Source organism: Geitlerinema sp. PCC 9228 (genome assembly GCF_001870905.1).
In the GTDB taxonomy this organism is placed as follows: Bacteria; Cyanobacteriota; Cyanobacteriia; order Cyanobacteriales; family PCC-9228; genus PCC-9228.
Genome location: NZ_LNDC01000133.1, coordinates 57,769 through 70,722, shown reverse-complemented (window position 1 = coordinate 70,722; position 12,954 = coordinate 57,769). Strand labels below are relative to the sequence as shown.

13 protein-coding genes are annotated in these 12,954 nt (G+C 47.6%); 9 read left to right on the top strand and 4 right to left on the bottom strand.

Annotated features, from left to right (window positions below):
* Positions 1–456 precede the first annotated feature (456 nt).
* A complete protein-coding gene (locus tag AS151_RS14445; RefSeq protein WP_071517764.1) occupies positions 457–771 on the bottom strand; it encodes a hypothetical protein in 315 nt (104 codons plus the stop codon).
* A 60-nt stretch (positions 772–831) separates the two neighbouring features.
* Entirely contained in the window at positions 832–1,968 is a 1,137-nt protein-coding gene (locus AS151_RS14440; protein ID WP_071517763.1) for a sodium-dependent bicarbonate transport family permease, read from the bottom strand.
* Between the two features lie 890 nt (positions 1,969–2,858).
* Here AS151_RS14440 and AS151_RS14430 point away from each other — a divergent pair.
* Entirely contained in the window at positions 2,859–3,410 is a 552-nt protein-coding gene (locus AS151_RS14430) for a DUF2854 domain-containing protein (RefSeq protein WP_071517761.1), read from the top strand.
* 22 nt (positions 3,411–3,432) lie between these two features.
* Here AS151_RS14430 and AS151_RS14425 read toward each other — a convergent pair whose 3' ends face one another.
* Positions 3,433–3,693, bottom strand: coding sequence for a chlororespiratory reduction protein 7 (locus AS151_RS14425; RefSeq protein ID WP_071517760.1), 261 nt, complete (start codon positions 3,691–3,693; stop codon positions 3,433–3,435).
* A 193-nt stretch (positions 3,694–3,886) separates the two neighbouring features.
* On the opposite strand from AS151_RS14425, the gene bioF reads away from it, so the two are divergent.
* From bioF to AS151_RS14385, 8 genes are all read left to right on the top strand, one after another.
* The gene (bioF, locus tag AS151_RS14420) at positions 3,887–5,071 is read left to right on the top strand and encodes an 8-amino-7-oxononanoate synthase (protein WP_071517759.1); all 1,185 of its coding nucleotides are present in this window, start codon (positions 3,887–3,889) and stop codon (positions 5,069–5,071) included.
* 105 nt (positions 5,072–5,176) lie between these two features.
* Positions 5,177–5,821, top strand: coding sequence for a hypothetical protein (locus AS151_RS14415; RefSeq protein WP_071517758.1), 645 nt, complete (start codon positions 5,177–5,179; stop codon positions 5,819–5,821).
* A 420-nt stretch (positions 5,822–6,241) separates the two neighbouring features.
* A complete protein-coding gene (locus tag AS151_RS14410; protein ID WP_071517757.1) occupies positions 6,242–6,580 on the top strand; it encodes a metalloregulator ArsR/SmtB family transcription factor in 339 nt (112 codons plus the stop codon).
* 159 nt (positions 6,581–6,739) lie between these two features.
* Complete coding sequence (gene arsB / locus AS151_RS14405; protein WP_071517756.1) at positions 6,740–7,897, top strand: ACR3 family arsenite efflux transporter; 1,158 nt, start codon at positions 6,740–6,742, stop codon at positions 7,895–7,897.
* 11 nt (positions 7,898–7,908) lie between these two features.
* Positions 7,909–8,307, top strand: a complete 399-nt coding sequence (arsC, locus tag AS151_RS14400; RefSeq protein WP_071517755.1) for an arsenate reductase, glutathione/glutaredoxin type — start codon at positions 7,909–7,911, stop codon at positions 8,305–8,307.
* A gap of 108 nt (positions 8,308–8,415) precedes the next feature.
* Positions 8,416–8,799, top strand: coding sequence for a DUF4346 domain-containing protein (locus tag AS151_RS14395; RefSeq protein WP_071517754.1), 384 nt, complete (start codon positions 8,416–8,418; stop codon positions 8,797–8,799).
* A 166-nt stretch (positions 8,800–8,965) separates the two neighbouring features.
* Positions 8,966–9,910, top strand: a complete 945-nt coding sequence (locus tag AS151_RS14390) for a serine protease (protein ID WP_071517753.1) — start codon at positions 8,966–8,968, stop codon at positions 9,908–9,910.
* A gap of 263 nt (positions 9,911–10,173) precedes the next feature.
* Positions 10,174–10,776 carry a COP23 domain-containing protein gene (locus tag AS151_RS14385; protein ID WP_071517752.1) on the top strand — a complete coding sequence of 201 codons (603 nt, stop codon included), beginning with the start codon at positions 10,174–10,176 and terminating at the stop codon, positions 10,774–10,776.
* A gap of 282 nt (positions 10,777–11,058) precedes the next feature.
* Here the strand turns inward: AS151_RS14385 and AS151_RS14380 are convergent, their stop codons facing one another.
* Positions 11,059–12,870 (bottom strand): tetratricopeptide repeat-containing serine protease family protein, encoded by a 1,812-nt coding sequence (locus AS151_RS14380; protein WP_084639609.1) that lies wholly within the window; start codon positions 12,868–12,870, stop codon positions 11,059–11,061.
* Between the last annotated feature and the right edge of the window lie 84 nt (positions 12,871–12,954).

The following is a 12,954-nucleotide window of genomic DNA, read 5'->3' as shown; positions in this document are numbered from 1 at the left end:
AATCATTGTTTTTCAAAATGGTATAAATTGATTTTAAATTTAGAAACTATAGCGATGGTGCCAAAGATACTTATGCTTCGGACCATCGCTTGACCCATAAGGTTAAATTAGATGCGCTACTAGTTTGAGGGAATAGCTAGCTAACGGGAATTTGGCAAAAACGCCTTTTCAATTAGTGTCAAAGCCTTACCTCATGGGACAATTAGGTCGATAGAGGAACTTTCCTTGAGGGAACGACCTAATACCATTTCCTTAATAATATGCAAGAGATAATAGAGGCATTTTTGTAGGGGCGCAACGCGTGATTAGGGGCGCTTCGCGAAGCACCCCTACCAGGGTAATTGAGAAATTCCAGACAATCGTTGTTTTTCAGAAATGGGATAATTGTCTTGCTTACAGGGAGTTTCAGCTTTTTTGACAGCGAAAAATATTTAAATTTCGCTACAAGATTTTGCGTCAGAACTTGTGTGCGTACAGTACCTCCACGTCACAGAGATAGGTGATGCCCGAATAATCCTCAAAAAATTGCGCTGCGACCTCATCTGAAATTTTCAGGGCCATATCTCGATTGGGGGTTAGCACCTCGAACTTTATATTTGAATTGGTGTCGGAAACGCTGGGTTGTCCCGACGAGCGCACGTTGCGACTGCCTTTACCACCAGCGTCTACCACCGTATAACCGGTAGCTCCGGCTTCGTCGATGATCTTGGCGATCTTTTTCAACAATAACTTTTCCGTGATGATGACAAGTTTGCTGGCTTGCTGGCTCATGTGGGCCACCTCTGAACACGTGTACTTTTTCAATTACGCAGAAATTAACGGCAAGTAAGATTAGCTTCCCATCAGCGTTTGGGCGAGCCCGATATAGAGCGGTATACCTAAAGCAAGCGCAATCGGCGTGCCAACAGCTGTGGATGAGCCAATGTAGGCAGAGGGATTGGCTTTGGGAATGCCAGCCCGTAAAGTGGGTGGTCCTGAGATGTCCGAACTAGAGGCGGCGATGACGGAGAGAATTACGACACCGCCAGGGCTGAATCCCGTTGTGTAGTGAGCAACCATGCCGAGACCAAAGCCAATGAGCCCATGCAGTAGCGGTGCCACCACAGCATATACGGCGTACCACTGAGCTACCTTGCGCAGCTCGTCGATTCTTGCCCAGGCTTCCATACCCATGACCAGCATCAGGATCGAAAGCAGACCACGGAAGAGGGGATTGAAGAAGCTCTCATAGACACTTTCCGGACGGGTTAGGATGCCTAAAGCCAGACCGAGCAGCAGTGCCGATAGGGCAGAACCTTGGAGGCTGTCTTTCACGATAGGCCATATTTCGACTCGCTTGCCTTGCTGCTCGCGATATTCCTGCCGGCTGCTGGGATACTCCGACTCGCTGGGATACCCACCTCCTGCACCAACTGCCTGCTTGCTGAGGACTTCCTGTTTGCTGAGGGCTTCCTGTTTGCTGAGGGCTTCTTGCTTGGTCTTTTGCTTGCCCATATAAATGCTGGCTAAGACAATTGCAGTCACGAGTGCTGGGATGTCCATAAAGGGATAGAGGGCGGCAGCCCAGGCCTCGTATTGCATGCCTTCCGATTCCAGCATTGTGAGACCGGCGGCAAGGGTAGAGCCACTCACGGCACCGAATAAGCCTCCGGTCGCAATGGCATCTACGGTTTTGACTTTCGGCAGCCTGGCTAATGTGTTGCGTGCGATGAGTACGATCAGGATTCCGATGGCCGCAGCAAACACCGCAGGCAACAGCATCTCTGCCAGATTGGCATTGCGGATCGCAATACCGCCGCTCAAACCGACTTTAATGAGCAGCATAAAGACAATGAACTTATAAATCGCATCTGGAATTTGCAGTCGGCTATTGAGGGCAGCAACGACCATACCACCGATTAGAAAGCCGAGTGTCGGGGACTGCAATTTATCCACGAAGCGTGCAAAAAATTCGGACAAGAACTCCACGAAAACCTCCTTTCGCTTCTTCTAAAAAACGGCGATCGCTGTTATCAATGAGTTAAAAAGTAAGGGGAAAGCACTTTACCCCTAGAACTTGTAGACAGGGTTTCCAGAATTACTAAAGCCCCGCTTCCACTATGGGCATGTATCCCCATATCATACGGGTGGTTTTGGGGGCAGCTTCTGACGCTGCGGTGATATCGGTTTGGTTTTTATTGCCGCTACCGAAATTTGGGAATGATAAACAACCGACGGCAGAAGCCACAGTGGTTATGAAAAACTTATGACAGAAATATCGAGAAAAGCCATTCACGGGGTTGCCTCCCTTTTTTTCTATTTTTTTAAGGTTTTAAAAGGCAAAAAGGTTTCTCGAACGCCCCAATCATCTCTATTTCTCTGGAAATTGTTGATTTCCACAATAAAGAAATAGGGCGATCGCGGTTTTAGGTGACTTGGTACGCAACCTTTGGTTTTTGGATGTGAGTGTTTGGGTTGTCGTCATTGTTAAGCGTAGCAAAGAATATGATAAACAACAAGAATGTTTTTTAATTCTCTATATAAGCTTTGATTTTCAATAATTGCGATCGCCCCCGCTGCCCTGCAATTTGCAAAACCAATACCATCCCTGGAAAACCCCCGCCAAATCAAATTTTCAGCATACGAGCTTTCCCCAAGAAATCTAAAAATTTGGCGATCGCTTCTCCCACTCCCCCTCAACTCTCCAATCATTGCAACTCCTGATGCAAATCCTAAATATCACTCTATGATTCACCAAAACACCAAAACCTATTTCCATATTAGGCACCCACGCTCCCATACCCCCATCCTCCCCAACCAAAACGGTCCAATTCTCTGATAGAGTCTACAGAGAACCCCTTGTATCACCCAATTGACAAATGTTTCGCAAAATCTCTCTAGCAAACGTTGCCCTGGTTATTGGTATCCCTCTCACCCTCGTCGGATTTGTTGCCTACGCCCAAGGCAACGCCACCTTAAATCTCGCTGGCTTTTTCTACGGCATTCCGATCGTTTTAGGGGGATTGGCATTAAAAGCTGCCGAACTCAAACCCATCCCCTATTTAGAACCCACTTCCCAATCCACCATCACCTTACGCAACCAGCAAGCCACCCCCACCCAAAATCAAATCCGCAAAGACGTAACCCGCTTTCGCTACGGACAGCAAGCCCATTTAGACACTTCGCTAGAATATATAGGATTGAGTCCCACCGACGAAGAACGTCCCAACTTACAAGGCATTCGCGAAGAAGACCGCCATGGTAGTTATACCCTCGTTTTGCAGTTCCATTCTCCCCAAATTCCGTGGGAAACTTGGCAAAACCAACAAGAAAAAATGACCAAGTTCTTTGGTCCCGGTGTTCGGATAGAATTGCAACAACTGTCCTCCGATTATGTAGAAGTGGCTTTGGTTCGCGATGGGGAAATTTAAAATTTAGCTCAGTACCTGCTGTCTATTTTTCCAACCGAACTTCGTACCACTGCAAAAATTTCCCCGGTTCGACGGTAAACTCGCAGTAGGTTTCCATCATATGTTGCGCCTGTTCCTCAAGCGACCCCATTTGCTGCAACTCTGGTGGCAGTTGGTCGTTTTGGCAGTTTTGAATCGCCTGTTTGAGTTTTTCTAGCAGTTCGGTCGCTGAGAGGAATTGTTCTTCTTGGTTGGGTTCCAATACCACATAGGCATCGGATTCGTACATGATGGAATCTGGCATAGTATCCCCGTTTCTTAATGGCTTTACCACTATCCCTTCTATTTTGTACGCTTGGCGCTCTCTACACAATCCGATCGCTCGTATTTTACTTTCAAATCGACGATAAATTGCTATATATATAGAAAAATAGTAATTCTTGTAAGGGGGATTTGCGAATTGCCCCTGGCGACAACAATAATTTCTAGAAATGGCTATGCCGGAAAATCCCTATGCTTGGATCGATAAAGCCTTAACCACCATCCATAAAGCCAACTGGCACCGCCAGGTCCGCGCGATCGCTTCTAAAGCTGGACCCGTGGTAGAATTGGAAGGGCGATCGCAAATTAATTTTGCCAGCAACGATTATTTGGGATTGGCAGGTGACGAACGAACCATCGCCGCCGCCGTTGCCGCTACCCAACAATACGGAACTGGCAGTACGGGGTCGCGATTGCTAACCGGTCACCGCCATCTCCACCGCCAGTTAGAAACAGCCATTGCCCAGTGGAAACAAACCGAAGATGCGATCGTATTTAGTAGCGGATATTTAGCCAATTTAGGCGCGATCGCAGCATTAACCAATCCCCGCGATGTTATCCTAGGCGACGAATACAACCATTCTAGCTTGCTCAACGGTGCCAAAGTTAGCGGCGCTGCCGTCTATACCTACAGCCACGCCGATGCGGCCGATTTGCAGGAAAAATTACAGCAATACCGTTGCCAATACCGCCGCTGTTTGATTCTCACCGATAGCGTCTTTAGCATGGATGGCGATTTGTGTCCTTTACCAGAAATTATGGACCTCGCCCACAAATATTCTGCCATGGTCATGGTAGACGAAGCCCACGCTACCGGTATTTTTGGCAATTCTGGTTCCGGAACCGTGGAACATTTCGCCCTCAGCGACCATCCTCCCATTCAAATGGGAACCCTCAGCAAAGCCTTGGCCAGTTTGGGCGGTTATGTAGCGGGTTCTGCCAATTTAATCGACTTCTTGCGCAATCGCGCCCCCAGTTGGATTTATACCACTGGTCTCTCGCCTGCCGATACCGCTGCTGCTTTAGAAGCGATCGCGATCGCCCGTAACGAACCCCAACGCCGGGAAGCCCTTTGGCACAATATTCGCCAGATTACAAAAAAGATAACCGAAATTATTTCTCCTGTCAACGCCCGCCTCAAACTCCTCCCCTCCGACTCCCCCATTCTCTGTTTGCAAATGCCCGATGCCCAATCGGTCGTAGCTGCCGGCAAAACCTTGCAAGAACGGGGCATTTTCGCCGCCGCCGTCCGACCACCCACCGTTCCCACCAGTCGCCTGCGTTTTACAGTGATGGCTACCCACCAACAGCAGCATTTAGATAGCCTGCTGGCTGCGGTAAAATCCATTGCCAGCCACTGAGTTAGACGCAATCTGTGATAAAAGAAAGCATGGCGTGCCTATGGTTTTGACTAATGGCACCTACCAACCCCTGCTTGTATCAAAATCTCGACGGGAGAACCAACTTTGGGTGTAGAACTTCGTAGCTACGTCTTTCTCGATAACTTACAACCCCAACACGCTGCCTATATTGGCACTGTCTCCATTGGCTTTTTGCCGCTACCAGGGGATGCCTCGTTGTGGATTGAAATTTCCCCCGGCATTGAAATTAACCGCGTTACCGATGTTGCCCTCAAGGCCACTTCCGTACGCCCGGGCGTACAAATGGTAGAACGATTGTATGGCTTGTTGGAAATCCATGCCAATCGCCAAGGAGAAACGTTGACCGCCGGGAAGGCGATTTTGGATGCTTTGGGCGTGGAACGAAGGGATTGCCTGAAACCGCAGGTGGTATCCAGCCAAATTATCCGCAATATCGATGCCCATCAAGCGCAGTTAATCAACCGCAACCGTCGCGGGCAAATGTTGCTGGCAGGGCAAACCCTCTACGTTATGGAAATGACACCAGCCGCCTACGCCGCTTTGGCAGCCAACGAAGCAGAAAAAGCTGCTGAAATTAATATTTTACAGATTCAAGCAGTGGGCAGCTACGGACGTTTGTATTTAGGTGGCGAGGAACGGGATATTTTGGCGGCTTCGTCAGCTTGTTTGGCAGCGATGGAAAATGCTGTAGGTCGGGAAAATCCAGAAAGTCAAAAGCGTCAGGAATAATTGATTTGCCGGATGGTGTTTGATACCAAATCTACTTCCAACAAATTCGCTACTTTACAAATTGAAATTTCCTCTGTAGGGGTGATTCGCGCATCACCCCTCCGAAGTTTTTGTGGTCTATACACATCGAATACTGCAAAGACCCGAAAAATTTCCCACCTCACCACCTGCAGTCTTCTTCAGTACTCCCCCTCCTCCCACTCCTCCCACTCCTCCCCCTCCTCCCCCTCCTCAGTCTCTAAATTGATTTACTACATCGGATTGGGTATGACCTGGCTTTTAACGCGACTTTTTCTCAAAGATAAGCATACCTAGCTGTTGGCAAAACTTTTCAATATACCAACAGACGTAAATTTGTCAATACAATGAAAAAAGTTTCCATCGACAGCCGGTTCGTATGTTGCTGAAGGATAAAAAAAAATGGTTCAAGAAAATTTGATGCATGCAGCAGCTGAAGATACGCGGGAATTTTTGGTGGCTGGATTTCGCTCCCTATCCGACCCGTTGCGGTTGCAAGTGCTGGAAATGCTGCGATCGCATGAATTGTGCGTGTGCGATTTGTGCGATCGCCTCAGCGTCAGCCAGTCCAAACTCTCGTTTCACCTGAAAACCCTGAAAGAAGCCAATTTGGTGCGTTCTCGCCAGGAAGGACGTTGGATTTACTACAGCCTCAATCTCCCCCAATTTGTGGCTTTGGAAAAATACCTCGCCGATTATCGCCGCTTTAGCAGTTTGGCACCAGCGCCCAAATGCGACTGAAGCAGGCAACTTGAATGGATGGATGGGGCGATCGCGGTGACTGGGTACGCTTGACAAATCAAATTTAATTGAAATAATGGATGTGGTATCACCCAAAATGTTGGTTAGCCAGAATGTTTTTGTCTAACCCATCAAAAAATTTTAATCAAAGGAAGATTGATGAGTAGCGATCGCGCCAGAAACAACCCCAAAGCCGTTCAAGCCGGGGGAACCCTCAGTTTCTTTGAAAAATACCTCACCGTCTGGGTAGTTCTGTGCATTCTTGCCGGTATTGCCTTGGGCAGAACCTTTCCCAACATTGCCGATACCCTGGATGCCATGAGTGTCTATCAGGTATCCATCCCCATCGCCGTCTGTCTGTTTTTCATGATGTATCCCATCATGGTCAAAATTGATTTTTCCCAGGCATCCCGGGCAATGCGCGCCCCCAAACCGGTTTTGTTGACTTTGATTGTCAACTGGCTGGTGAAACCGTTTACCATGGTGGTTTTTGCCCAATTTTTCCTGGGGTGGCTGTTTCGACCGCTGATAGAAGGCACTGAAATTCTCAAAGGCGGAACCGAAATTGCCCTAGCAGATTCGTACATTGCCGGTGCGATTTTATTGGGAATTGCCCCCTGTACGGCGATGGTGTTGATGTGGGGATATCTTTCCTACAGCAACCAAGGGCATACGTTGGTGATGGTAGCGATGAATTCCCTGGTGATGCTGTTAGTATACGCCCCGTTGGGCAGGTTGTTGCTAGAAGCCAACAACGTCTTCGTTCCATGGGAAACCATTTTGCTATCGGTGCTGATTTATGTGGGATTGCCCTTGGCAGCGGGTGCTTATACGCGACATTGGATTTTTAAATACAAAGGGCGAGAGTGGTTCGAACGTAAGTTTTTAAGCTATTTATCGCCGGTTGCCACGGTAGCTTTGCTGGCAACGCTGGTGTTGCTGTTTGCTTTTAAGGGAGATTTGATTGTCAACAATCCCTTGCACATTCTGCTAATTGCCGTTCCCCTATTTTTGCAAACCAATTTTATCTTTCTGATTGCTTACGTAGCTAGTTTGAAACTCAATTTGACCTACGAAGATGCGGCACCAGCAGCGTTGATTGGGGCAAGCAATCATTTTGAAGTTGCGATCGCAACTGCCGTGATGCTATTTGGTCTCAACTCGGGGGCAGCTTTAGCCACAGTTGTTGGCGTTCTCATTGAAGTTCCGTTGATGCTGATGCTGGTGGAAGTCTGCAAGCGAACGGCAGCTTGGTTTCCCCGCGACCCAGAAAAAGCAACGCTACTGGACCCCCGTTGCATTTCTTCCCTACGCTAGGAGAAAGTTTCATGAAACAGATTATGTTTGTTTGCAAAAAAAATTCCTGCCGTTCGCAAATGGCAGAAGGATTTGCCCGCCACTTGGGAAATGGTAACGTTGGCGTAACCAGTGCCGGATTGGCAGCCAGTCAAGTGCATCCCACCGCCGTTCGAGTAATGCAAGAAGTTGGCATCGACATCAGCCAGCAAACTTCCGATTCGCTGGAGAATTTTCAGCCGCAAAACTACGATGCGGTGGTGTCTCTGTGCGGTTGCGGTGTGAATTTGCCCCAGGAATGGGTGGTACGGGAGATTTTCCAAGACTGGCAGCTAGAGGATCCAGATGGGCAGCCTATTGAAACCTTTCGTCAAGTACGCGATGAAATCCGCCAACGGGTGGAAGCGTTGCTGCAAACCGTCAATTCGTAGCCAATTTGACAGCCTAGGGGGACCTAACCTTGCCAAGAAGCCACAAGCATGGGATCGTAGAAAGGAGAATACAGAAAAAATTTGAGATTTTAAGATTCGCGATCGCTTATGGCCAACTTAGAAACCATGACTGCCGTTGACGAAGAACTATCCAAGCGTCACATCGACTTGGATCCGGGCGGCTATTTTCTTATTTACTTAGACCGAGAAGCCGATTTAATTTGTGCCAAACATTTTACCAACGTCATTGACGAACGGGGTTTGGCAGCCGACCCAGAAACAGGCAAACCCATTCCCGCCAAGGGCAAGGTCGAACGTACCGAAACCAAAATTTATACTGGCAGAACCGCGAAAGAACTTTGCGTGAAACTGTTTGAGGAAGATAAAGAATCTTGCCCGGTGACCATGTTCGACCACGCTGCCTATTTGGGTCGGGAGTTTATGCGCGCCGAACAGGCTTTGAAAACAGGAACGGAATACGTTCAGGATTAAATGGCGGTTTCTCCATCGTGACTTGTATCGGTGCTACCCTATTGTAGGCAGGCACTTTGTGGGTAACAGGAGCGAATCCACGTTCGCTCTTGTTATTGTTTTGCTAAAGTTTTTTGTAACACCAACTCGCAAAGGGATTTGTTGGTAGTAGGTTTAGGAATTAACGATGAAGGGGCGATCGCTAGCATTTCTCACAATTGTAGCAGGCATCGGTTTTGGTTTTGCGGTGCCTCTGACTTTTAACCAAAACTCGGTATTCTCCGGAAGTTCCCAGTCTCCATCTATTCCTCCATTACCATCGCCCCAACCTTATTTTCCCAGTTCCGAACACCTGAAACCCAATATCTCCTTGCAGGAACCTATTGTAGCTGTTCTTCCCCCTAAAAGGGAAGCAAAATTGCGCGATCGCGCTCGTGCAATTACAGTTAAATTATTGGTCACCGAAAGTCGGTTGCCAGATAGCCAAAATTGGGGTTCGGGCATTATGGTCCATCGTTCCCAAGATACTTATACGGTGGTCACCAACCATCATGTGCTTTCATTCGGCGATATCTATCACGTACAAACCCCAGACGGTCAAACGTATCAAGCCTCCCAGGTAGGCAAAACCTTATTTCCCAACCAAGACCTCGCCTTAGTCCAGTTTCGCAGCCCCAACGCTTCCTATCAAGTTGCTAAATTGGGAAATTCCCATTCCTTGAACAAAGGAGATTTAGTTGCCGTTGCTGGTTTTCCTTTCCACGAACCACCCCCCACCGCCAACGGTTTTCTTTTTACAATTGGTCAAGTTTCAGGAATTTTAGAAAAAGTTTTGCAACAAGGATATAAAATTGGGTATACCAATTCCCTAGCCAAAGGAATGAGTGGGGGTCCAGTGCTGAACTTAGCCGGTGAAGTGGTTGCCATTCACGGCAAAGGCGCTCATCCCGTATGGGGCGATCCTTATGTATACCAAGACGGCACTCGTCCCAGACCCAAACTAAAAGAAATAATGGTCCGTTCTAATTGGGGAATTCCCGTACAAACCTTTCGCCAGCGAGCTCCTCAATTTACCTCTCAGACTTCCCAAAAGCAAGTAACGGCGCGTTTTCCTCACTTTTTTCCTGAATAGCTACCAGAAAATACTCGGTTGTTAGGTACGGGTCTTTCCGTGTCAAAAAATGCCAACCCCTTTTCCTTCTTTACAGGAAGTTAAACGAACATCTTTCCCCGACATGTAAGCATTATAAGCCCCTTATAGGCAAAAACGTTTGGAAAATTGTCAAGAAAGATATCATCTCCGCAATCTCTCGGTCGTCATTTTCTAATTACGAGCTACAATAGGAAACGAACAACTCGAAATCAAAAGCGACGACTCGCTCATAGGAGTTGCTTATGCGAGGAAAATACATCACATCCGCCCTAGTAGCCTCAGCCTTGGCTGTAGCTGCTGGTGTGGTTAGCAATCAAAGCAACGTACGTGCGGGCATGGCTAGCTCTTTCTTCTGTGGCGAGAGCAAAGGTGCCCCAGCGACCATGGCGGAAACCTCTAGGGGGGATTTGCCAGTCATTCGCTGGGTTTCCGACCATTTTGATTCCTCTGGCTATACTCCCCAGGAACGCTGCCAACAAGTGTCTGCACGTTTTGACAAATTTTACAACAACGGCAACTTGAAGTACTTGACCACCGGGCGTGTCAACGGTTTGCCGGTCATCTGTGCTGTTCCCAGTGAGGGCGCTAGTTGTACTTCCGAGTATGTCTTGTACACGCTCAAACCTTGGCAAAGTCCAAGTTCCAGGTTGCAAGCTTTGTTGGCTTTCCGTAGCGGTCAAGCAGGAACGCTTAACGAAACCGGCGATCGCATTTACCTCGATATGGAAGACTATTTGCAAAATGCCCCTGTGGAAGCTGGAACGGAACCCACCCCTACCAGCGAACCGGAAGCGGAAAACACCGAAGAAACCAGCAACAACAGTAGCAGTGGCTCAGTTTGGTAAAGAAACCAAGATTTCTGCCATGAGTCAGAGCAATTCACCAGGCTTCTCTCCATTTTTCGGGAGGGAAGCTTTTCCTAATATAGCAATTTCAAACGAAACGTAAAAATTGAAATTCCCTGTAGGTTTGATACCAAATCCACCTCAAACAGACTCGCTATTTTATCCATGGAAATTTCCTGGTGTAGGGTCGATTCGCGAATCGGCCCTACAAAATTTTTGTGGGTTTATGTATATCGGATTTGGTATGATTTGCGATTCTCCCTAAAAGATAGCGGGAATGCATCACTGTTGCGATACCAGCGCATCGCGATTTTCCTGAGCTGGGGTATAATTGGGGTCGATTTCTAAGGCTTCTTCAAAAGATTCTAAAGCCTCGCTTTCTCGCCCCATCTGATAGAGAGTCATACCGCGATTGTTCCAGGCATTGGCATCGTTGGGGGCAAGTTTGACCGCACGATTGTAAGCTTCTAAAGATTTTGCTAATTGACCTTGCAAGCGCAGCCACCATCCTTTATTGCTCCAAGCTGGTGCAAAATTGGGATTGATATCCAAAGCCGTTTCAATATCTTGGAACGCTGCTTGTTTTTTGGATAGTTGCATCCTGACCGTGGCTCGATTGTTGAACAGCAAAGGCGATCGCGGCAATTCACTTTCCTCGCGCAATTCAATAGCTTCTGTAAATGCTTGTTCGGAACCGCGATATTGTTGCTGGGCGTATAGCCACTCAGCTTTTAAAGCCAAATCTGAAGGGTTTCTCCCCTCTTCAAAATCCAAATTGATGGCTTCATTTAACCTTTCCAAGGCTGTTGCTGTTTTTCCTAATTTGGCATAGGCTTCCGCCTCGCATCGTAAAGGATCGTAGCGATATCGGCTGTTTTCTCGTCGTTCGCCTAAAGTAGCCTCAATTTTCCGTCTGGCTGTGGCACAAGCTTGCAAAGATTCTTCGTGGCGTTGGGCGTAACTGAGAGCAATTCCTTTTGCCAAATATCCCAAGAAATATTCTGGTTGTAGAGCGATCGCTTTTTCAAAATCAGATAATGCTTCTTCGATATTATTTAACCGCCACTTGTTATTACCTAAAGCAATAAATCGAAAAGGATTTCCTGGATTCTGAGTAATTTGTGGCGGCTGCCAACTATTTCTTAAAGAAGCATTTGACGTGGCCTCGGAGGGGGCAGAATTTTCAATGTCAAGCAGAGAAAGAAGGGATTGGTCCGACGAATGCTGTTGTATCCACTGGAGAACAGTAGGCATAGGAATGCCAGCGCTCAGACCTAATTTGACCGGAAATTTATTGCTAACTTCTTCAATGAAGTCTTCTACAGTTTTATGAACTATATTGCCTTCGTCATCGGTTTCTCTGCGAATTTCTTTCCCGTCTCCCCTACCGTGAATTCCGATTAAGCGACCTTCTGCATCCAAAACTGGACCGCCACTAATTCCCCTATGGGATAAGTTGGTATAAACCAGTCGATATCCTTGGATTCCTACCCGGGGATGGGAAAGCGCCGTTCCTGTATTGTCAAACAATCGCCCGGGATTGAACCGAAATTCTGGCATCCCGCCTTCTAGCGGATAACCACCAATGTAAACAGAAGGCAGTTCCCCATTGCTGCGGTCTGTTTGCATGGAACCGTTTTCTGAATAGGTAACATTTCGATACATGTTGTATTGGTATTGGGAAAGGGTGGCTACGGGATAATCTTTGTCGCTGGTAAATTTAACCACAGCCAAGTCGATGGCAGCTTCTTCATTGGAACCACATTCTGCCACGGGTTTGACCACGATATCCCGGCAGTGAAATTGAATGCCTGTTTGGGTGATTTGGTCGTAAGGAACAATTCTACCGCTTTCATCGGGGTTAATAGAACTGACCACGTGCCAGGCAGTAAGGGCGTAGTAAGTATTTCCTTCGCGCCCAATAAGAACACCAGAACCATAATCGCCCGACGGGCGAATTTGCACGGTAAATTTTCGTGCCATTTCCTGAATTTCCTGCCAAGGTTTGGCAGATGCTGGTAACACAGAACCAGCGATCGCGATGGTAGCGATCGCGGTGGTTCCCAATCGGTAAAAAAATCGACGCCACATCATCGGTACCTAGAACTCTTTCCTCGAAATCAAAAATGTTTAGGGGGAAAGAGCAGAAAAATTTTGATTTCCCCCAAGCCAACTTTT